Source organism: Bacteroides sp. AM44-19 (assembly GCF_003603395.1).
Classification (GTDB): Bacteria; Bacteroidota; Bacteroidia; order Bacteroidales; family Bacteroidaceae; genus Bacteroides; species Bacteroides uniformis.
The window spans coordinates 37,953-61,414 of the sequence record NZ_QTNB01000014.1; the positions used below are offsets into that span (position 1 = coordinate 37,953).

Sequence of the window (23,462 nt, forward strand, 5' to 3'; positions counted from 1 at the left end):
CCTCCAACCAGCCTTAAATATTGATAACACACCAATGTCAATCTTCTATTAGCACTACACTATACCTGATTGATTCTCAGTAGTTTCTTACTGCAAAATTTTGCAAACCTATTGCAGCGATACTGCAAAGCTGTTGCAGTGGTACTGCAAACTAATATGCAGCGCGGCTGCAAGCAATATGCAGTGATACTGCAAACAATATGCAGTGGTACTGCAAAACGTATGCAGTAAGTTTGCAGCGAGCAAACTGAAACTGAATAGTGAATGAACAGACTTTAAAGGAGAAGTATATGACTAACGATATGAAAGTGTAGTATTGGCTATGCTAAGTTCGTGTTTTTTTAGGCAAAGGCATGAGTGCATGGTTCTTTTCTAAATCATGCACTATAGTCATATCCATTACATTTGTATACACTTGTGTGGTTTTAACACTTTTATGCCCCAATAATTTTTGCACCGTTGTGATGTTTACTCCATTATAAATCAATAGTGTTGCATTAGTATGGCGAGCAGTGTGAAATGAAATTTTTTTTGATAAACCAGCTAGGCGGGAAATCACAATTAAATCCTTGTTCACATTAGAGTTATCCCTTAAATGAAAGAAGCTTTGTAAGTCATCCCGATATTTGTCCAGAATAACAAGCCCTTTTCCTTCGAATAAGAGATAAAGAGGTAATCTGACTTCTGTACTCGTTTTTATGGATTTATAAATTAGCCAGGTTTCTTGACGAATCTCCACGATGTTATCGGGTGATAAACTGATAAAATCAGAATATCTCATTCCTGCATAGCAACAAAACAAGAATGCATCTAAAGTCTTTTGCAATTTAGTATATCTGCCAGCCAAGCTTAATTTCTCCAACTTCTCCAACTCTTCAGGAGATAAGTGCGTATGCTTGTTTTCTATAGTTTTAATCTTGTACTTTCGAAAAGCGTATTTTTGTATCTCCATATAATCCTTGTTGATGGCGACATTTATATGTCGCTTCAGATGCTTCATATGTTTGGCTATCGTATTTGTGTGATAACCTCTTGATTGCAAGAAATATTCAAAGGAGGATATGAATTCGAATGTTAAATCAGAAAAGGTTACATCCTTTTTGAACTGTTGTAATAATGAAAGAGTGGAGAGATGATTTCGTTTTGTGCTTTCTTTTAGAGTAGAGTTTGCTATCTCTTGCCTAAAAAAAGGAATAAAAGCGGTTTTGTTTTCGCTTGTGCTCAAAACATCCTTTAGTAACTCTAATGAAATACGCCTTCCTTGCTGCCACAATTCCAACTCTTTTTTTTCTATCATAGCCATGAACTCATATATCAATCTATTCAGCGCATCTGCATTAGGATGATTCTTCACAATAAGCTTTTTATTGTCCCACTGTTCTGGCTTTAAATAAACTTTGGTTGAAAAATACTTTTTCTTTCTGTCCAAATAGGCTTCTACTTGTACCAATGCCATTCCTTTTTTATTCAGGCTTCTTTTTCTGTTGTACACTAGATTGTAAATAATCTTACTCATTTTACTTGATTTTAATTAATACCAATAACAAATAAGACGATATTCTGTGCTCGATGGGATTAGAATAAGAATTAATATCTCTAAAAAGTGTCTTTTTGTGTTTAGCTATTAATCGGTATTTAGCCTCCGGGAACTCTCAATTTGTTTCAAAATCAGGTCCGTTCTCTGTTTTAGCGGCTTATTTATTAACCATTTTGTTTTAAAATATGTGTATTTCTTGGAAAAATCATCCTAAAAGAGAGAATCATAGTGATAGTAAACATAAGCCAGTTTAGGTTTTTTAAGTGTGAAAAATCTGTTATTAAGCATAAAGTGACATGTTTAATTAACAAATTGATAGATTTACAAGGTTTTTTCAATAAAATAGTTGTTCGTTTCAGTTTTATTAATATATTTGCACTTTGTTAGAGTAAAGAAACAATTAATGTAAAGTTAAACTTTAAGAGAGAATTTATGAAAAGAAAATTAATGCTGTTATTGGCCTGTCTTTTTGTCGGAATAGGCCTAGTAACTGCCCAAACCCAGAAGGTTACAGGTGTTGTAATTTCTGAAGAAGACGGGCAGCCAGTTATTGGAGCCTCTGTATTGGTAAAAGGTACACAAATTGGTGCTATTACCGGTGTAGATGGTGATTTTACATTACCAAACGTACCAAGTTCCGCGAAAACTCTGGTAATTTCTTATATTGGTATGCAGACCCAAGAAGTGGCAATAAAACCCAGCTTAAAAGTGGTGATGAAGTCTGATACTGAGATGCTTGATGAGGTAATGGTGGTTGCTTTCGGTACAGCAAAGAAGTCTGCATTTACGGGTTCGGCTAAGGTGGTTGGTACCGAAAAGCTGGAGCAGTCGCAAGTGACGAATGTTACTGATGCCTTGGCAGGTGCTGTGCCGGGTGTGACACTGACTTCCAATGACGGTGCTCCGGGTTCAAAGTCATCCATCAAGATTCGTGGTTTTAGCTCAATCAATGCAAAGAATGACCCTTTGATTATTGTGGACGGCGCTCCTTATAGCGGTGATATTAATAATATCAATCCTAACGACGTTGAGTCAATGACAGTATTGAAGGATGCGGCTTCCAATGCTCTTTACGGTGCTCGTGGTGCTAATGGTGTAATTATCATCACTACCAAAAGGGCCAATATGTCGGGAGAGGCTAAGGTGACTTTTGATGCTAAGTGGGGTGCTAACACTCGAGCGTTGCAGAAATATGAAGTGATTGACAATCCTGGCATGTACTACGAGATGCATTATCGTGCCATGAACAATTATTATAAGTCAACGGGAATGAATGACCAAGCTGCATGGCTTGAGGCAAACAAGAATCTGTTTGGCTCCAACGGTGGATTGGGATACAATGTATATACAGTTCCCGATGGGCAATTCCTCATTGGTCAGAACGGTAAACTTAATCCCAACGCCACATTGGGTAGAGTTGTGAATTATAAAGGACGTGACTATCTGCTGACTCCGGATGATTGGGAAGATGTGGGAATGCGTACCGGTCTGCGTCAGGAATACAACTTCTCGGTGAGCGCAGCCAATGAAAAGTCTTCTTTCTATGTTTCTTTAGGTTATCTTGGAAATGAGGGTATCACTGAAGGCTCTGACCTGAAACGTTTGACAGGCCGTTTGAAAGCCGACTATCAGGCAAAGAAGTGGTTGAAGATTGGTGGTAATATGGGATATGCACGTTTTGATTCCAACTCGTTGAGTAACAATGGTACCAGTTCGTCTACCGGTAATATATGGGCGTTTGTTACCCAAATGGCTCCCATCTATCCCGCCTACGTGCGCAATGCTGACGGCAGCATCATGGTGGATAATAATGGTATTGGAATGATGGACTACGGTAGTGGTATTAATGCAGGTATGCAGCGTCCTTTCATTGCTGATGCCAACCCTATTCTAGACAATAAACTAAATACCAGAAACTCTGAAGGAAATGCCATTAACGGCAACGCCTTTGTAGATATAACTCCTATAGAAGGCTTGAAGGTGACATTCAATGGTGCTTTCAACTTGGATGAGACACGTCATAGTTACGTTTACAATCCTTACTACGGGCAGTTCGACTCCACTGGCGGTACAGTGAGTAAGTATCATACACGTACTTACGATTACAACCTGCAACAACTTGTTTCTTATGCCCGTTCGTTTGGCGACAATAACTTCGATATTCTTTTAGGTCACGAATATTATGATTATCGCTACTATGAACTTGGGGCCAGCAAGTCGCAGATGTTCTCTCAAGGCAATAAGGAATTGGATGGTGCCATTATCGACGGACAAGGTGCTTCTTCCTATAAAGAGCGTCGTAACAATGAAGGTTTCTTCGGCCGTTTGCAATACAATTATGACGAACGCATCTTCGGCTCGGCTTCTTTGCGTCGTGATGCTTCCAGCCGTTTCCATCCGGACCATCGCTGGGGTACATTCTGGTCGGTAGGCGGTGCGTGGCTTATCAACAAAGAAAGCTGGTTTGATGCTTCATGGGTGCAGGAACTGAAGCTGAAGGCTTCTATTGGTTCACAAGGTAATGACAATATCGGTGACTTCCTCTATACGGATAGATTTAACATTATCAACTCTAACAACAGCCTTGGTACTTCATTTAAATCTAAGGGCACTAAAGACATCACTTGGGAAACCAACACTAACTTCAATATCGGTGCAGAGTTCCAGTTGTGGAACCGTGTAACCGGTAGCATCGAGTACTACAGACGTAAGACTTCGGATATGTTGTTCTCATTTACCGTGGCTCCATCATTGGGTTATGCTTCCTATATGGACAACGTTGGTAACATGGTCAATAGTGGTGTGGAAATGGACTTCAATGTGAATATCTTCGATACACGTAACTTTACGTGGGATGTGAATGTGAACATTTCAACCTTGAAGAACCGTATTACGATGCTTGATCCTGATAAGTTGATTACTACTGAGTATACAGCTGATGGAAAAGGATATAAGGGCTATTCTAACGGAAGCTTCTTCATTGGTGAGGATTTGTCTATGTTTACATGGCGCTTGAAGGAGTATGCCGGAGTGAATGAAAAGGGTGAGTCTTTGTTCTATAAGAATGTCAAGGACGAGGCCGGCAATATCACCGGACGTGAAACGACTACGAATCATGCTCAGGCTGACTATTACATCACAGAGGAAAGCTCAATACCTAAGGTGTATGGTGGTTTCGGTACCAAACTGAAAGTATATGGCGTGGACTTCGGCATAAACTTCACTTACCAGATTGGTGGTAAGCAATATGATGGTACGTATGCTTACTTTATGTCGTCACCTTATGGTACGGCTGGTTACAACTACCATAAGGATTTGCTGAACTCATGGACTCCTGAGAACACAAATACTAATATCCCTCGTTTCCAGATGAACGACCAATATTCAGGGGCAATGTCTACGCGCTTCTTGACAAATGCAAGCTTCTTGAATATCCAGAATATTAATGTGGGCTACACGTTACCTTCCAAGTGGACAAGAAAGTTGGCCATCAACTCATTGCGCGTGTATATGTCGGCAGAAAATGTTTTCTATTGGTCTAAACGTAAAGGGTTCGACCCACGTCAGTCATACGACGAGACAACCAATGCTACTTTCTATTCACCGATGCGTACCATCTCCGGTGGTGTGTCATTTGAGTTCTAAACCTAATATATAGATTACAATGATTATGAAGAAGAATATATTCAAACTATTTTCGGTTATGGTCGTATCGGCCACGGTATTGACCGGCTGTATAGAAGAGGTTTTTCCCGAAGATTCTACAGCGACCTCCGATCAGATTGGTGCATCGGCAACAGCGATTGAGGCTTCGCTTAATGGCTTGCCATCGCAAATGGTACAAGGCTATCTAGTGTACGGTAAGCAAACACATGAGACCGACCTTGCTTATCCCTCATTGATGTTGGCCCAGACAGAACTGCTGGGTGATGTCGTGGCTACGGATTACGGATATGACTGGTGGTGGCGCTTCAATGCCAATAATGGTATGAACGACACCGGCTATTATTCATATTTGCCTTACTTCACCCTATATAAGTTCGTTAAATCGGCCAATGACGTGATTGCGGCCGTTGATGTGACTGATCCCACAATTACCGATGAAATGCGTGGGCTTGGAAGTATAGCCCATGCTTTCCGTGCATTGGACTATTATACGCTGATGGTACTTTTCGAACCGGTAGAAAACATCTATACCGATTGTAGCAAGGTACTGGGGCTGACGGTGCCCATCGTGACTGAGGCAACAACTAACGACATTGCGAAGAGCAATCCGCGTGCAACCCACGAAGAATTGGTGAATTTCATTCTTGCCGACCTTGACAAGGCAGAGATCGGTCTGGAGTCTTATACACCTGTCAGTAAGAACTTCCCTGACTTGGCGGTCGTATATGGTCTGAAGGCCAAAGTATATATGTGGGATGGTCAGTTTGCTAAAGCTGCCGAGTATGCCCGCAAGGCTATTGATAAGTCGGGAGCAACACCTATGAGCGAATCACAGTGGCATAATCCCACTACCGGTTTCAATACGGCTACTTCTGCATGGATGTGGTACCTTCACCCCACGGCTTCCAATATGGGTAATCTTGCTAATTTCATTGGTCACATTTCCAATGAAGCGGATTGGGGATATGCTTCTTTGTCTAAGCTCCAGATGGCACGTTCACTTTATGACGCGATTCCTGCTACCGATTTCCGCAAATATTCTTACCTTGACCCGGACAGAAGTACTTACGCTTACCAGTCAGTGAGAGGCAATGCATGGCTGGATGAACAACCGGATTATATGTCATTGAAGTTCCGCCCCGTGGGTGGTGACTATAACACTTATTCTGTGGGTGCGGCTGCAGATATTCCCGTGATGCGTGTGGAAGAGATGTATCTCATAGAGGCTGAAGCAGTAGGTGCCAGCCAGAATGTGGCAGCAGGCGTACAGTTGTTGAATAACTTTATGAAGCAGTACCGCCAGAGCAATTACAATTTCAGTACGGGTGATTTGCGTAATTTCCAACTTGAGGTGTTGAAACAGATGCGTATCGAGTTCTGGGGTGAGGGAATCGCATTCCCCACGGCTAAACGTCTGAAACCGGATGTCATTCAGAATTATGAGGGTACCAACTTTATAGAAGATATCTTCAAGATAAACTGTAAAGGTGTGAAGCCCAACTGGACATTGATGATTCCTAAGACCGAGGTCGATTCAAATACTGCCCTTCAGGGAATGAACAATCCGGACCCGTCCGGTGCTATTGCTAAACGTCCTACTCCGATAGGGGAGTTTGCACCGGGTAACAATTAACCAATGAACTAACTTTTAATAGAATTTGTATATGAATAAGATATTCAATAAATTGTTTTTGGGCTTGGCCGTATGCGGTTTGGCTATGACGGCTTGTTCAGACGGTGTGGAGTGGGAGCCTTCTCCGGTTCCTACCGAGGGTGTACAAGCTTATATTTATACTGATAACACTGATTTGACTTATTATCCGAATGATGAACAGGTTTTTGTGGTCAAAATCGGCCGTCAGAAAACAGATGCGGCTGCATCTATTCGCTTGACTACAGATGCGGAGAACGTAACAGTGCCGACGACGGTTGATTTTGCTGCCGGTGAAGCACTCAAAGAAGTAAAGATTGCGTTTGACATAGCTGTGGGTACTACTGCATCTTATACTATTACCATTCCTGAAGAAGATTCCTACGTTTATGGTTCACCTAAGGTGACGGTCAATATAAAGCGTGACTATACTTGGCTCAATATAGGTACAGGCTACTATGCATCTCAATTATTTGGCGAGGGTTGGGATCAACCTGTGCTGAAGGCTAAAGAGGCTAACATCTATAAGCTGGAAGATTGCATTACGAAAGGATATCCCATCATGTTTACGCTAAGCGATGACAATCAAGAACTGATAGGTTGGGATCCTCAACCTACTGGTTATGACAAGACGGATTATGGTATGCTATACTTTGCAGCAGCAGGTATGGAGCGTAAAGGAAACGTGTTGTCTTTCCCGATGCAGGGCTTAGTAGTACTTGACGGTGGTAAATGGGGAGTACTGTATCAGGGATTCACGGAAACGCTGGAGATGCCGGAAGGGTTTTGATTATCCTGGCAATTAGATAATATGTAATTTGAAATGGCATGTAAGATGAAGTTCGACTTCATTTTACATGCCATTTTTCTATTGTGTCTGTTTTTATTTTATTCCGCTTTTTAAGGCGCTTCCGCCAAAATTATTTATATTTGCTGCCCGAACCAACAATACATATATATAATAAGGTATAGAAACTATGAAAGAATTTGTAATTTCCGAAGTGCAGGCAGAAACAGCGGTATTGGTAGGTCTCATCACTAAAACGCAGGATGAGCGAAAGACGAACGAATACCTGGACGAGCTGGCATTCTTGGCTGAGACAGCCGGGGCGGAAGTAGTGAAGCGGTTTACCCAAAAGCTGGATGCAGCGCATTCCGTGACTTATGTCGGCAAGGGCAAGCTGGAAGAAATTAAAGAGTATATCCGGAATGAAGAAGAAGCCGAACGCGAAATCGGCATGGTGATTTTTGATGATGAACTCTCCGCCAAGCAGATACGCAATATAGAAGCTGAACTCAAAATCAAGATACTGGACCGTACGTCCCTGATTCTCGATATCTTTGCCATGCGTGCCCAGACTGCCAATGCAAAAACGCAGGTGGAGCTGGCGCAGTATAAGTACATGCTCCCCCGTCTGCAACGTTTGTGGACCCACTTGGAACGCCAGGGTGGTGGCTCCGGTGCCGGTGGAGGTAAAGGTTCCGTGGGACTTCGCGGTCCGGGTGAAACGCAGCTGGAAATGGACCGCCGTATCATCTTGAACCGTATGTCATTGTTGAAGGAGCGCTTGGCTGAGATTGACAAGCAGAAGTCTACCCAGCGGAAGAACCGCGGACGCTTGATTCGTGTGGCATTGGTGGGATATACCAATGTAGGAAAATCCACATTGATGACTTTGCTTTCGAAAAGTGAAGTCTTTGCCGAGAATAAGCTGTTTGCCACGTTGGATACTACGGTGCGTAAGGTGATTATTGAGAACCTGCCGTTCCTGCTATCCGATACGGTGGGCTTTATCCGTAAATTGCCGACGGATTTGGTAGACTCCTTCAAGTCTACTCTGGATGAGGTACGCGAGGCGGACTTGCTGTTGCATATCGTAGACATCTCTCATCCGGATTTTGAAGAACAGATAGAAGTTGTGAACAAGACGTTGGCAGATATCGGTGCCGCCGGTAAGCCCATGATTCTTGTATTCAATAAGATAGACGCTTATACTTATATAGAGAAAGCGGCTGACGACCTTACCCCCAGAACCAAGGAAAACTTGACACTCGAAGAACTGATGAAGACGTGGATGGCTAAGATGGAGGATAACTGCCTCTTTATTTCTGCCCGCGAAAAAATCAATATGGAGGAACTGAAGAGTGTAGTTTATCAGCGTGTGAAGGAATTGCACGTGCAGAAGTACCCCTATAATGACTTTCTTTATCAGACCTACGAAGAAGAAGTTTAATTTTAGTTATGAGTTATAAGTTATGAGTTATTTGCTGGCAGCGGTTTGAATCGGTAGTGCCGGCAAAGGCAATAACTTATAACTCATAACTCATAACTCGTTATAAGGATGAATTACAGAAGACTGACCGAAGATGAAATTCTCCGGTTGAAGAGCCAGTCATGTCTGGCTGATGATTGGGGGAAAGTAACCGTTGCAGAAGAGTTCTCAACGGAATTTGTGCATCATACCCGTTTTTCGGGTGAGGTGTGTTTGGGAGTGTTCCATTCAGAATTTATGTTGCCGGGAGGAATCAGGAAGCATTCCGGTTTGCGGCATGTGACGCTGCATAATGTAACGGTGGGAGATAACTGTTGCATTGAGAATATCCAGAACTACATTGCCAATTATGAAATAGGGCATGACACCTTCATTGAGAATGTGGATATTATTCTGGTAGACGGTGTGTCGAAGTTCGGTAACGGGGTAGAAGTGTCTGTCCTGAATGAGACGGGAGGCCGTGAGGTGCTGATTAATGATAAACTCTCCGCACACCAAGCCTATATTCTGGCGCTTTACCGCCATCGTCCGGAGCTGATTGCACGGATGAAGGAAATCACGGATTTTTATTCCAACAAACATGCTTCTGCTGTAGGAAGCATCGGGAATCATGTAATGATATTGAACACCGGTTCCATAAAGAATGTGCGCATCGGTGATTATTGCCGCATCTGTGGTACATGCCGTCTGTATAACGGAAGCATCAACAGCAACGAGGTGGCGCCGGTACACATCGGGCATGGGGTGATTTGTGATGATTTCATCATCTCTACCGGGTCTCATGTAGATGACGGAGCTATGCTGAGCCGCTGCTTCGTGGGGCAGGCATGCAAGTTGGGACACAACTACTCTGCCTCGGATTCTTTGTTTTTCAGCAACTGCCAGGGAGAGAACGGGGAGGCGTGCGCTATTTTTGCCGGACCTTATACGGTGACACACCATAAATCTACGTTGCTGATTGCCGGTATGTTTTCCTTTATGAATGCCGGTTCGGGGTCCAATCAGAGCAACCATATGTATAAGTTAGGGCCTATCCATCAAGGCACTTTGGAGCGTGGTGCCAAGACGACTTCCGATTCGTACATCTTGTGGCCTGCAAGGGTGGGAGCGTTTTCCTTGGTAATGGGGCGCCATGTCAACCATTCTGATACTTCGAACCTGCCGTTCTCTTACTTGATAGAGCAGAATAATACCACCTACCTTGTACCCGGTGTCAACCTGCGTAGTGTGGGTACCATCCGTGATGCCCAGAAGTGGCCGAAACGTGACGGGCGTACCGACCCGAACAAACTGGATTACATCAACTATAATCTTCTCAGCCCCTACACGGTGCAGAAAATGTTCAAGGGACGGGAAACGTTGCAGAATCTGCGTCATGCCAGTGGCGAGCTTTCGGATATCTATTCTTTCCATAGTGCGAAGATACGTAACTCGGCTTTGGTGAAAGGTATCCGCTTCTATGAAATAGCCATTCATAAGTTCCTCGGAAACTCTGTCATCAAGCGCTTGGAAGGCATTGACTTCCGGAGCAATGAAGAAATACGTGCCCGTTTGAAGCCCGATACTGCCATTGGCAGCGGCGAATGGGTGGATATTTCCGGATTGATAGCCCCAAAGAGTGAGATAGATGCGCTGATAGACGGTATTGAGTCCGGCAAAGTCAATCGCTTGAAGTCTATCAATGCCGAGTTTGAGAAGATGCACAGCAACTACTATACCTACGAATGGACCTGGGCATATGAGAAGTTGGAAGAGTTCTATGGTATCAAGCCGGAAGGTATGACGGCAGAAGACGTCATACATATTGTCGAAAAATGGAAAGAAGCAGTAGTTGGCCTCGACCGCATGGTGTATGAGGATGCTAAGAAAGAATTTTCACTGGCTTCCATGACGGGCTTTGGAGCTGACGGCTCACGCTTGGAAAAGGAACTCGATTTTGAGCAGGTACGCGGCGACTTTGAAAGCAATCCGTTTGTAATGGCTGTGCTGAAACACATTGAGGTGAAGACGGCGCTGGGCGATGAACTGATAGGGCGGATGCAGCGGGTGTCAGAAAATTAATTATGATTTGTTGCGTTTTTACTCTAATTAAAGAATTATTTCAATAATAGTTTTTACCTTTGCTCGGTAAAGGCGGTTTTGTGCTGCCTTTGCTACCCGAATCACTTTTAAACATTAAATATACGAGTAATTATGGCAACAACACCTCCGTTCAAGTATCAGCCCATGTTCGAGAAGGGGAAAGATACTACTGAGTATTATCTGCTTACAAAAGATTACGTGTCAGTAAGCGAGTTTGAAGGAAAACCTATCCTGAAGATTGAAAAAGAAGGTTTGACGGCAATGGCCAATGCGGCTTTCCGTGATGTATCGTTCATGTTGCGTCGTTCGCACAACGAGCAGGTTGCTAAGATTCTGAGTGACCCCGAAGCAAGCGATAACGATAAATACGTGGCACTCACCTTCCTGCGCAATGCAGAGGTAGCATCCAAGGGGGTACTTCCTTTCTGCCAGGATACGGGTACGGCAATCATCCACGGCGAAAAGGGACAACAAGTATGGACCGGCTACTGTGATGAAGAAGCTCTCTCACTGGGTGTTTACAAGACTTATACCGAAGAGAACCTGCGCTATTCGCAGAATGCTCCCCTCACCATGTACGATGAGGTGAATACGAAGTGCAACCTTCCCGCACAGATTGACATCGAAGCTACGGAAGGTATGGAGTACGAGTTCCTCTGCGTAACCAAGGGTGGTGGCTCTGCCAACAAGACTTATCTCTACCAGGAGACAAAGGCTATCCTCAACCCCGAAACATTGGTTCCCTTCCTTATCTCAAAAATCAAGACTTTGGGTACGGCAGCTTGTCCTCCCTATCACATCGCATTCGTTATCGGCGGTACCTCTGCCGAAAAGAACTTGCTGACTGTGAAACTGGCTTCCACCCACTTCTACGATAACCTACCCACTACCGGCAATGAGTTCGGCCGCGCTTTCCGCGATGTGGAACTGGAGAAGCTGGTACTGGAAGAAGCTCATAAGATTGGCCTCGGTGCCCAGTTCGGCGGCAAGTATCTGGCTCACGACATCCGCATCATCCGCCTGCCGCGTCACGGTGCGTCCTGTCCCGTGGGTCTGGGTGTTTCCTGCTCTGCCGACCGTAACATCAAGTGTAAAATCAATAAAGAAGGTATCTGGATTGAAAAGCTCGACAGCAATCCGGGTGAACTGATTCCCGAAGAACTCCGTAAGGCCGGTGAAGGCGACGTGGTGAAGATTGACTTGAACCAGCCGATGGCCGATATTCTGAAGGAACTGACCAAGTATCCGGTTTCCACCCGTTTGTCTCTGAATGGAACCATTATCGTAGGCCGTGACATCGCACACGCCAAGCTGAAAGAACGTCTGGACCGTGGCGAAGACCTGCCGCAGTACATCAAAGACCATCCCATCTACTACGCCGGTCCTGCCAAGACTCCTCAAGGCATGGCTTGCGGCTCCATGGGCCCGACTACTGCCGGACGTATGGACCCGTATGTAGACCTCTTCCAAAGCCACGGCGGCAGCATGATTATGCTTGCCAAAGGTAACCGCAGCCAGCAAGTGACAGATGCCTGCCAAAAGTATGGCGGTTTCTACTTGGGCTCTATCGGTGGTCCTGCCGCTATCTTGGCACAGAACAACATCAAGAGCATTGAGTGCGTGGAATATCCCGAACTCGGTATGGAAGCTATCTGGAAGATTGAGGTGGAGAACTTCCCTGCATTCATCTTGGTGGACGATAAGGGCAACGACTTCTTCAAGCAACTGAAGCCCTGGAATTGCAGCAAGTAAAACAGAAGCCTTTTAGAAAGGCATAATATAAGGAAAGCCGTAACGGAGAAAATCTTGTTACGGCTTTTTTGTTTTGTAGAGGAAAACAAAGTGTTTCGCGGCATAGAACACTCTGTTTCATCAAGCAAAACAAACTGTTCCTTTATGTTGAAACAAATTGTTTCAATAGGAAGAAACAAACTGTTCTTTCATGTTGGAACAAAGTGTTCTTCCCTATTGGAACACTCTGTTCTGCCTTGATAAAACAGATTGTTCTCTATAGGAGAATAAAACTGAAACTCGTTTGTTGTCGTATTTTTGTTACATTCTCCTTTTCATTTCTCGGTTAACTTCTTTATCTTTAGCCCTCCAAACAACCTATTTAATAAAACATGGAACCAACTCTTACACGACAAACTCCGGCACAACACATCGTATGGCTGGATGTGGTACGCCTTGTTGCAATGTTTACAGTAGTTTGCTGCCATTGCACAGACCCTTTTAACTTCTATCCGGGCACATCGCCCGACATTGTTGACATCAAGTTCTGGGGAGCTGTCTACGGTGCGGCGCTCCGTCCTTGCGTACCGCTTTTTGTAATGATTACCGGTGCATTGCTGTTGCCGGTACGGGGTGACGCCTCGGCATTCTACAAGAAACGTATCCCCCGCGTATTCTTTCCTTTCCTCATCTGGTCTGTGATTTACAATCTGTTCCCCTGGATAACGGGACTGCTGGGAGTGGAGCCGAAAGTGATTCTGGATTTCTTCCCTTATTCGGGTGAGGAAGTGATGCGCCAGTCTCTGGCAGTGAGCCTGGGATATATTGCAGAAATGCCTTTTAATTTCTCTCTATTGGATGTACACATGTGGTATATCTATCTGCTGATAGGGCTTTATCTCTATCTTCCGATATTCTCGGCATGGGTGGAGAAGGCCTCGGAACGTGCCAAACTATGGTTTCTTGCAGCATGGGGAGTGACACTGCTGCTGCCTTATTATACCGAGTTTGCCGCTCCGTACCTTTGGGGGACTTGCTCGTGGAACTCGTTCGGTATGCTGTATTACTTTGCCGGTTTTAACGGCTACCTATTGTTGGGCCATTATCTGAGGAACCATAACTGGACGGGCCGGCAACTCTGTGGCATCGGCATTCCCATGTTTGCCATTGGCTATGCCGTAACATTCCTTGGTTTCCGTCGTATGACCTCCTTGCCGGATTTTACGGATGAGATGCTCGAACTCTTCTTCACCTACTGTTCGCTGAATGTAGTAATGATGACCATCCCCGTGTTTATGCTTTGCAAGCGGGCCAATTTCCGTTCGGAGCGCATCAAGAAAGCATTGGCAAACTTGACGCTCTGTGGTTTTGGAGTCTATATGATACACTATTTCTTTACCGGACCGAGCGTAGTCCTGATGCGTGCTATCCATGTTCCTATCTATCTTCAGATACCTTGTGCCGCAGTCGTCGCTTTCTGTACTTCCTGGTTTCTGGTGGCAATGGCATACCGTTGTTTCGGGAAGCGGACCAAGTGGGTGCTGGGGTAGTTTGGATGAAAGATTGTTTATCTTTAAAGGAGGAGATTTAGGGCTTATTATCTCCTCCAGATTCTCCACATATAGTAAGCGCAGTGCGTGAATGCGAAAACAAACGAGATAATCAGCAGCACTTTGCTTTCTCCCCATCCCACAGTCTGTTGGTGCCACAGTCCGGTGATGACACAAAGAACGGCAAGGATAAGTCCAATCATGTTCAAGGTCACCTGCCCGTGGCGGGTGTCGCCTCCATGCTCCAGCTTACTGTGCTTCATGCCGTAGCCCACGTAGATGTCCAGACCGATGAGCATCCACAGCACCAGGCGTATCCATGTATCGGCAGGAAGGAACAACATCATGCAAAGGCAAGTAAGAATACCCAGTATGGGGATAAGTGGAACAAGTGGGGTTTTAAAGGAACGGGGCACGTCAGGCATGGTTCTGCGTACTACCAGTACAGCGGCACAGACCAGCGTGAAGGCCATCAGCGTGCCGATGCTTGTCATCTCTCCGGCCAGCCGTGCGGGTACAAAAGCTGCCAGCAGGCCCACAAGTACCATGAAGAGCAGGTTGCTGCGTGCCGGAGTACGGAACTTTTCGTTGATATGCGAGAAGAAAGGAGGCAGCAGCCCGTCGTGGCTCATGCTCAGGAATACGCGGCTCTGTCCCAGCAGCGTCACCATGATGACGGAGCAATATCCGAACAGAATGGACAGCACGATGGCACGGTTCAGCCAGGGATAGTCCGGCTGGATGATACCTGCAGCATCAGCCTGCCCCATGTGCTCTATGGCTATGGCAACGGGAGCAATGCCTTGCTGTCCGCTGAAGGCGGTGTAGTGTGCCACTCCCGTCATGACGTGGGCAAAAACCATATAGAGCACGGTGCATACCAGCAAGGAGACCAGAATGCCGATAGGCATGTTCCGCTTCGGGTTCTTCGTCTCTTGGGCGGCTGTGCTCACAGCGTCGAACCCGAGGAAGGCGAAGAATACGATGGCCGCCCCTCGCAGGATGCCGGAGAAGCCATATTCGCCCAGCACGCCCGTATTGGCAGGGATGTAAGGTGTATAGTTGTCGGTATTGATGTATTTCCAGCCGAGTATGACAAAAATCAGTATGACGGAAACCTTCAGGAATACAATGAAGCCGTTGAAGATGGAGCTGCCTTCCGTACCCCGTATCAGGAAGAGGCTCATCAGCACGACGATAAGGAAGGCGGGGATATTTACGACTCCACCATCCCAGGGACAGGCGGTGAGGACTTGCGGTAGATGTATGTCCAGTCCCTCGAGAAAGACGACCAGATAGCGGCTCCAACTGATGCTTACCGTGGTTGCGGCTACGGTGTATTCCAATACCAGGTCCCACCCGATAATCCAGGCGATGAGTTCGCCCATCGTGGCATACGAGTAGGTGTATGCGCTGCCGGCTACGGGTATCATGGATGCAAATTCCGCATAACATAGTCCGGCGAAGCAGCATCCCAGTGCGGCAATGGCAAAGGACAGTGTGATGGCCGGTCCCGTATAGCCTGCCGCCACCGTTCCGGTGATGGAGAATAGACCCGCTCCGATGATGACTCCCACGCCCAGGGCAACAAGGCTCCACGGACCAAGTACACGTTTCAATGTTTTCTTTCCGGAGGCATTAGCCTCCGCTTGCAGTGCCTCGAATGGCTTTCTGATGAATAATCCCATTGTGCTTTAATTCTGATAAATCGGGCGTAAAGGTACGGATTATATTGCTTATTCCATATAGCGCGCTACTTTTCCACTGATTTGCAGTAGGGAGATTTCACATAATTTGGTATCATATTCCGCGGAGAGAATACGTTCTTCTGCATCCAGCAGACTCTTTTGGGCTTCGCGCATCTCGATTCCCGAGAGGTTGCCCAGCATATATCGTTCCATGGCAATCTCGTGGTTCTCCTTGGCAGCCACAAGGTTCTGGCGTTCCAGGTTCAGCATTTGCAGGTTGTTTTGGTAGGCCTGCCATAGGTTGCTGAGGTCGGCGCGCAGGGCCTGCTCCAGTTGCTCCCGTTCCAGGCGAGCGTTCTGCACGGCAATGCGGGCATTCTTGCGTTCGCGGCGCCGGTTGCCGTCGAACAGATTGAAGCCGACCGTGACGCCGAAGTTCAGACCGAGGTTGCTGCGGCGGCTGTTGGCAGAGATGTCATACTTGTTGAGGGTGTAGCCATATCCGCCGTTCATCTTCACGTATGGGTAGTCGCGCGAGCAGACTTTCTTGTAGTCCAGACGGGCCAGGGTATTGTTCTGTTCGGCACGTAGCAGTGAGGCGTTGATGGTGAGGGTGGCGTTCCACAGCTCCTCGAAGTTCAGGGAGGCGGTCACGTTGATGAGGCTGTCTTGTATGATAAACGGCTGGTCTACATCTTTGTTTGCCATGAGTTCGTTCAGCTGGATACGTGAGGTGTGCAGCAGTTCCTGCTGTTTCATGTATTGGGCACTGTCGGCATTGAAGTCCACTTTGGCCTGCTGGTAGTCCAGGCGCGAGAAGTTACCGATGTGGTAACGCTCTTCCACAATGCGCAGGCGCTCTTTGGATAGCGATACGGCATAACGGAAGTTCTTCAAGCGGATTTTCTGCTGCACATAGTTATAGTATTCGGCGGCTATGTTGGCTATCAGGTCCTCGATGGCGATGCGCGTATTGGTCTCGCCTTGGCGTTCCAGCTCCTTGAGCCGTTGGTAGTTGGCGGTAATGTTGAAACCGTCGAAGATGGTCCAGTTCAGGTTGATGCCTGCATCGAGAGTTTGGTCAAACACTCCGTTGTCCTTGGTTGTCTCTCCGGTGGCTCGGGCTTTGGTCTCGGTATTGTCTATGGTTCCCTTGTAGCCGGCGGAGAGGTCCAGTGTGGGCAGGTAGCCCGCATTGCCCAGTGTGGCGTTGTTCTTGCTGACCTGCTCTTCATTGCGGACAATGCGCAGGGAGTAGTTGTTCAGCAATCCCTGCTCCAGGCAGGACTTCAAGGTGTAGGTAGGCGCAGGCTGTGCATAAAGGCCCAGCGCTGTGCAGGCAGTGGCTATGAAAATTAAAACAATGCGTTTCATTCGGTCTTCAGTTTACTTCGGTTCGTTGATACATAACTATATATGGCAGGCACGATGTACATCGTCAGCAGTGTGGAGATGAGCATGCCGCCTACAACGGCAGTACCCATGGCGATGCGCTGGTTGCAGCCTTCGCCGGTGGCGTAGGCAAGCGGTATCAATCCCAGGATGGTGGAGGCACTCGTCATCAGGATGGGGCGCAGACGTTGCAGGGAGGCGTCCTTGATGGCTCGCATCTTGTCTTCACCCGCTTCCTGCTTCTGATTGGCAAATTCCACAATCAGGATACCGTTCTTTGCCACCAGACCAATCAGCATGATGATGCCAATCTGGCTGAATATATTCATCGTGATGTCTCCGAAATACATGAATACCAGCGCGCCGGCAATGGCGAGAGGCACCGTCAGCATGATAATCAGCGGGTCTTTGAAGCTCTCGAACTGGGCGGCCAGAATCAGGTAAATCAGCACGATGGCAAGGATGAAGGCGAACATCAGACTGGAGGAGCTTTCGCGATACTCCTTGGAGTCTCCGGTCAGTGCGGTACGGAAGGTCTCGTCCAGCGTCTCCTTGGCAATCTTGTCCATTTCATCCAGACCTTGTCCGATGGTCTTGCCGTCCGCCAGTCCTGCGGAGATGGTGGCAGAAACGAAACGGTTGTAACGGTACAGTTTCGGAGGTGCGATGCCGCCGGTAAGCTCAATCAGGTTGTCCAGCTGTACCATGTTCCCGTTGTCGCTTCGGATATAGATACCTTTCAGGTCGGCGGGCTTGTTGCGTTGCTGGCGGTTGATTTCGCCCAATATCTCGTATTGCTTTCCGTTCATGTAGAAGTAGCCCATACGCTGTCCGCTCAAGCCGTATTGCAGAGTTTGGGCAATGTTCTTGGTGCTTACGCCCATGATACTCGCCTTGTCACGGTTGATGTTGATGCGCGCTTCAGGCTTGCTGAACTTCAGGTTTACGTCTGCCATCTGGAATACCGGATTTTCGTAGACCTTCGTCATGAACTTGGGGAGCACCTCCTGCAATTTCTCGATATTGGTTGCCTGCAATACATACTGCACGGGCATACCGCCGCGCCGTCCTCCGAATGAGGAGGACTGCTGTACGAAAGAGCGTGCCATGGTCTTTTTCTGCACTGCCTTCGACAACTTTTCGGCAACCTCCATCTGGGTATAGTCACGGTCTTTCATGTCTTTCAGTGTGATACGTACGTTACCGCTACCACTGGATACACGCGCTGTTACCGCTTCTGCATCCGGGATAATGGAGTCCACCAGATGATTGATGTCTTCGGTATAGTCGCGGATATATTCGTAAGTCACTCCTTCGGCACCCATTGTATTGATACTGATTTGCGAACGGTCCTCCAATGGCGCCATTTCAGCCGGGATAGTATTCCAAAGGACTCCGATAAGCAGGATGGTGACGATGGTGAAGGGCAGGGCAATCCAGCGCCGTTTCAGGAAGGCGGCCAGTGACTGGCTGTATACCCGGTTCATCCCTTCGAAGAAAGGTTCGGTCTTGCGATAGAACCAGCTCTGCTGTTCCCTTTTGATTAAAAGTTTGGTGGCAAGCATCGGCGTAAAAGTCAATGCGGCGAAGGAGGAGATAATCACCGAACCGGAGACCACGATACTGAATTCGCGGAACAGTCGTCCTGTCGTACCGTCCATGAATACAATAGGGAAGAATACCGCCACCAGCGTAATGGTAGTGGAGATGACGGCAAAGAAAATCTCCTTGGCTCCTTCTATGCCGGCTTCTTTCGGTGGCATCCCTTTCTCGATGCGGACATAAATGTTCTCCGTCATCACGATGGCGTCGTCCACCACCAAGCCCACGGCAAGCACCACGGCAAGCATGGAGAGCACATTGATGGAGAAACCGGCCAGATACATGACGAAGAAAGCTCCAATCAGCGAAACGGGGATTACAATACATGGCACAAGCGTCACACGCCAATCGCGCAAGAAGAGGAAAATGATGATGATAACCAGTACAAAGGCCTCATACACCGTCTGCTTCACCTCGTCGATAGAAGCGCGGATAAACTTGGTATTGTCAAAACCGTAGTTGTAATGAACATCTTCGGGAAGGTCTTTCTTCATCTTCTCCATGCGGTCATATACGGCGTTGGCTATTTCAATGTGGTTGGCACCCGGCTGCGGAATTACTACGACACCTACCATGGGCACACCGTTCATCTTCATATAACTTTTGATGTCGGCTGGTCCCAGTTCGGCACGTCCAATGTCGCTGAAGCGGACAATACGGTTACCGTCTTCCTTCAGGATAAGATTGTTGAACTCTTCGGCTGTATGCATCAGACCCAACGTACGGATGGTGAGCTCGGTAGTGTTTCCTTCGATACTTCCGGAAGGGAGCTCTACGTTTTCGTTGTCCACCGCATTCTTTACATCCAGAGGAGTGATTCCATAGCCGGACATCTTGATGGGGTCCAGCCAAAGCCGCATGGAATAGCGCTTTTCTCCCCAGATGCTTACACTACTTACATCTGAAATAGTCTGAAGCTGCTCCTTGACAGTCAGGTCGGCTATTTCACTGAGCTCCAGTAGGGAACGTTTGTCGCTTTGGAGGGCAACCATCAGGATAGGGGTGGCGTCCGCATCGGCTTTTGATACGGTAGGCGGGTCACAGTCACGAGGCAGATAGCGTTGTGCACGCGACACTTTATCACGTACGTCGTTGGCGGCGGTTTCCAGGTCAACGGAAAGCTCAAACTCTACTGTAATGCGTGATGAGCCTTGCTGGCTGACACTGGAGAGGGAGCGTATGCCGGGAATACCGTTGATGTTCTGCTCCAGAGGCTCCGTTATCTGGTTCTCGATGACATCGGCGTTGGCACCCGGATAGGAGCAGGATACTGATATGATAGGATTGTCTACAGACGGGTACTCGCGTACACCCAGATAATTGTAGCCGATGAAGCCAAACAGCAGGATTATCAGGGTAAGTACTGTCGAGAGTACCGGTCGCCGTATACTTAATTCGGATATATTCATTCTTTACAATTGATAATTAACGGTTGATAATTGACAGTTGTCAATTGATATTGTCCAGTGTTACCGGTAGTCCGGTACGGAGTTGCAGGGTTCCCGAGGTGATGATGGTATCTCCTGCCTGCAAGCCTTGCAATACTTGTACTTCCGCTTCCGTACGGATTCCCGTAGTAATCTCTACCGGCTGGGCTTTTCCCGACTTATAGAGGAATATCTTGTCTTTTCCCATTTCCGGTACAATGGCTTCGGACGGTACGGCAAGGGCGTCCTGAATTTCATCCTTGTTCAGCTTGATGCTGGCATAGCGGCCCGGAAGCACAGCTCCGTTGGCATTGGGATAAAGTGCACGGATTGTCAGGGTATGGGTAGTAGGGTCTATCTTTGATTCGCGTGCATAAACCGTGGCGTGGAAGGTATTTAGCTTTCCTTCGAGAGTGAAGTCCAGTCCGGCGCCGGTCTTTACGTCATTGGCATACCGCTCGGGTACGGCAAATTCCACCTTCAACGGCGAAATCTTGGTGAGTTTGGCTACAATGGTTGTAGGGGAAGCGTAAGTACCCACACTGACTTGGCGCAGACCGATGACACCGTCGAAAGGAGCACGCAGCTCAGTTTGTGCGATGTTCGATTCTATCAGGTCAATGTCGGCATTCAGGGTGGCCAGCTCGGTCTTTACTTGTTCGTAGGCTTCTTTACTGACCGCATCCCTTTCCAGCAGGGCGTTCTGGCGAAACACGCGGTCTTCTGCCAACTTTAATTGGGAGACGAGGCGTTGCAATTGTGCTTGCAGCGGCCGGTCATTAACTTTGGCAAGTAATTGTCCTTTCTTGACGAAGCTGCCTTCTTCAAAATTTATCTCTATGATTTTGCCGGATGTCTCGAAAGAAAGGTCCACTTCCTCATCCGGCAGCAGGCTGCCGCTGATTTGTATTTCATCCTTCAGCAGTTGCGGTTTGATTATTTTTGCGTTTACGTTTAGAATTTTCTTACCGCTACGTTGACCGGTCATCACCTTGTCTGCAGCGGCTAATTCTTCATTCTCTTTAGGTAATTGGGAGTAGATTCCTCCTCCAATCAGTCCGGCACCAATCACGATAATGATGCCCCATTTAACTCTCTTATTCATGTTGTAGTATTAGTAGTAATAAAATCAGCCTTAGATTAGACTACGGGAAAAGAGAATAGTTTAAAAGATAAAGAGTTAAAAAGTGTAAGAATATGGATTGGAAAGGTGATAAAATGACAAATCAGTAAGCAGCCCGGTATTTTCCCTCCTCCTTGTCCTCCAGCATGTTCAGATAAGAAGCGTAACGGGATTCGCTGATATAGTGCTTCTCGACAGCCTCGCGTACAGCGCATCCGGGTTCGTGGCGGTGGGTACAGTTGCCGTAACGGCAGTCGGCAGATACCTTGAATATTTCCGGGAAGTAGTGGCCTATCTCTTCTTCTTCCATATCGAATGTTCCGAAACCTTTGATGCCCGGAGTGTCAATGATATATCCGTTGCCCGGAACCGGGAACATTTCTGAGAAGGTAGTGGTGTGCATACCTTTATTATGATAGGTGGATATCTCTCCGGTTTTAATCTCTATATCGGGCAGTATTGCCTTGATGAGTGTCGATTTCCCTACTCCGGAATGTCCGGAAAAGAGGGTTATGCGTCCTTTGAGTTCTTTCTCGATAGTGTCGATGCCTTCCCCTTTTCTGGCAGAAACCTTGAAACAAGGATAGCCGATGGTGGTGTAAAGGTTGATGAGACTGTCCAGATAGTGCAGTTCCTCTTCATTGTAGGCATCCACTTTGTTGAATATAATCTTGACGGGAACACGGTATGCCTCGGCAGAGGCGAGAAAACGGTCTATAAAGGTAGTGGAGGTCTCGGGATAGTTCACCGTCACTATGAGCATGCACTGGTCGAGGTTGGCAGCAAGAATGTGCGATTGCTTGGAAAGGTTGGAGGCGCGGCGGATGATGTAATTCTTCCGGTCCTCTATCTCGCTGATAAAGGCCGTACCTTCTTGGTTCAGTATGATGTTCACATAATCGCCTACAGCCACGGGATTAGTGCTTCGTATGCCTTTCAGCCGGAAGTTCCCTTTGATTTTACATTCAATCTCCCTTCCGTCGTCAGTCCGTACCAAGTACCAACTTCCGGTGTTTTTTATAACGAGTCCCCTCAAAATAATTGAAAGTTGAAAGTTGAAAGTTGAAAATGGAAGGTTGAAAGGCTTCTATACTTGGTATATCGGTTTATTTTCAACTTTCCATTTTCCGTTTTCAACTTAATTAAACGGTCATGATTTCTTTATCCTTTGCAGCCAGCATGTCATCAATCTGCTTGATGAACTTGTCGTGAATCTTCTGCAGCTTTTCTTCACCGCCTTTCTGGGCGTCTTCGGCCAGTCCGTCCTTTACGGATTTCTTCAAGGCGTCGATGGCATCACGGCGTGCATTACGTACACTTACCTTGGCAGTTTCTCCTTCTCCCTTACACTGTTTGGCAAGTTGTTTACGGCGTTCTTCCGTCAGTGGCGGGATGCCGATACGGATAATCTCACCATTGTTTTCGGGCATGATGCCGAGACTGGAGTCAATGATGGCCTTTTCAATGACGCGGAACATGCTCTTATCCCATGGCTTGATGGCAATGCTGCGTGCGTCCGGAGTGGTTACGGCTGCCACATTGTTGATAGGAACCATACTTCCATAAGAATCCACACGGATACCGTCCAGCAAACGGATATCGGCTTTTCCGGCGCGGATATGAGCCAGTGCCTCGTCCAGATACATGATGGCCATGTCCATACTTTCTTGCGCTTCGTCTAAGATGTCTTTTACGTCTCTCATATTATTTTCGTTTTGAAATAGCTTTGATTTGAAACTT

At 46.9% G+C, this 23,462-nt stretch carries 14 protein-coding genes; 7 read left to right on the forward strand and 7 right to left on the reverse strand.

Going from position 1 to position 23,462, the window contains the following annotated elements; translation table 11 throughout:
• Positions 1-325: 325 nt before the first annotated feature.
• Positions 326-1,516 (reverse strand): site-specific integrase, encoded by a 1,191-nt coding sequence (locus DW947_RS16890; RefSeq protein ID WP_008665770.1) that lies wholly within the window; start codon positions 1,514-1,516, stop codon positions 326-328.
• Positions 1,517-1,969: 453 nt separating this feature from the next.
• On the opposite strand from DW947_RS16890, the gene DW947_RS16895 reads away from it, so the two are divergent.
• From DW947_RS16895 to DW947_RS16930, 7 genes are all read left to right on the forward strand, one after another.
• Entirely contained in the window at positions 1,970-5,182 is a 3,213-nt protein-coding gene (locus DW947_RS16895) for a SusC/RagA family TonB-linked outer membrane protein (protein WP_016274178.1), read from the forward strand.
• 25 nt (positions 5,183-5,207) lie between these two features.
• Positions 5,208-6,836 carry a RagB/SusD family nutrient uptake outer membrane protein gene (locus tag DW947_RS16900; protein ID WP_225982625.1) on the forward strand — a complete coding sequence of 543 codons (1,629 nt, stop codon included), beginning with the start codon at positions 5,208-5,210 and terminating at the stop codon, positions 6,834-6,836.
• Between the two features lie 31 nt (positions 6,837-6,867).
• Positions 6,868-7,644, forward strand: a complete 777-nt coding sequence (locus tag DW947_RS16905) for a hypothetical protein (RefSeq protein ID WP_009037208.1) — start codon at positions 6,868-6,870, stop codon at positions 7,642-7,644.
• A 187-nt stretch (positions 7,645-7,831) separates the two neighbouring features.
• Entirely contained in the window at positions 7,832-9,088 is a 1,257-nt protein-coding gene (hflX, locus tag DW947_RS16910; RefSeq protein ID WP_009037207.1) for a GTPase HflX, read from the forward strand.
• 108 nt (positions 9,089-9,196) lie between these two features.
• Complete coding sequence (locus DW947_RS16915) at positions 9,197-11,188, forward strand: DUF4954 family protein (RefSeq protein ID WP_005824256.1); 1,992 nt, start codon at positions 9,197-9,199, stop codon at positions 11,186-11,188.
• A gap of 132 nt (positions 11,189-11,320) precedes the next feature.
• Positions 11,321-12,961, forward strand: a complete 1,641-nt coding sequence (locus tag DW947_RS16920) for a fumarate hydratase (RefSeq protein ID WP_005824254.1) — start codon at positions 11,321-11,323, stop codon at positions 12,959-12,961.
• Positions 12,962-13,332: 371 nt separating this feature from the next.
• On the forward strand, positions 13,333-14,490 hold the full coding sequence (locus tag DW947_RS16930; protein WP_009037205.1) for an acyltransferase: 1,158 nt from the start codon (positions 13,333-13,335) through the stop codon (positions 14,488-14,490).
• Positions 14,491-14,537: 47 nt separating this feature from the next.
• On the opposite strand, the gene DW947_RS16935 is transcribed toward DW947_RS16930, so the two are convergent.
• The 6 genes from DW947_RS16935 to frr all read right to left on the reverse strand — a co-directional run bounded on the left by DW947_RS16935 (position 14,538) and on the right by frr (position 23,425).
• On the reverse strand, positions 14,538-16,178 hold the full coding sequence (locus DW947_RS16935; protein ID WP_044467866.1) for an amino acid permease: 1,641 nt from the start codon (positions 16,176-16,178) through the stop codon (positions 14,538-14,540).
• A 48-nt stretch (positions 16,179-16,226) separates the two neighbouring features.
• Positions 16,227-17,552 carry a TolC family protein gene (locus DW947_RS16940; protein WP_005824250.1) on the reverse strand — a complete coding sequence of 442 codons (1,326 nt, stop codon included), beginning with the start codon at positions 17,550-17,552 and terminating at the stop codon, positions 16,227-16,229.
• The gene (locus DW947_RS16945; RefSeq protein WP_016274175.1) at positions 17,549-20,581 is read right to left on the reverse strand and encodes an efflux RND transporter permease subunit; all 3,033 of its coding nucleotides are present in this window, start codon (positions 20,579-20,581) and stop codon (positions 17,549-17,551) included. The genes DW947_RS16940 and DW947_RS16945 overlap by 4 nt, the downstream gene beginning before the upstream one ends.
• A gap of 40 nt (positions 20,582-20,621) precedes the next feature.
• Positions 20,622-21,704, reverse strand: coding sequence for an efflux RND transporter periplasmic adaptor subunit (locus DW947_RS16950; RefSeq protein ID WP_005824248.1), 1,083 nt, complete (start codon positions 21,702-21,704; stop codon positions 20,622-20,624).
• Positions 21,705-21,825: 121 nt separating this feature from the next.
• The gene (gene rsgA / locus DW947_RS16955) at positions 21,826-22,758 is read right to left on the reverse strand and encodes a ribosome small subunit-dependent GTPase A (RefSeq protein WP_005824247.1); all 933 of its coding nucleotides are present in this window, start codon (positions 22,756-22,758) and stop codon (positions 21,826-21,828) included.
• 106 nt (positions 22,759-22,864) lie between these two features.
• Positions 22,865-23,425 carry a ribosome recycling factor gene (gene frr, locus DW947_RS16960; RefSeq protein ID WP_005824243.1) on the reverse strand — a complete coding sequence of 187 codons (561 nt, stop codon included), beginning with the start codon at positions 23,423-23,425 and terminating at the stop codon, positions 22,865-22,867.
• Positions 23,426-23,462 lie beyond the last annotated feature (37 nt).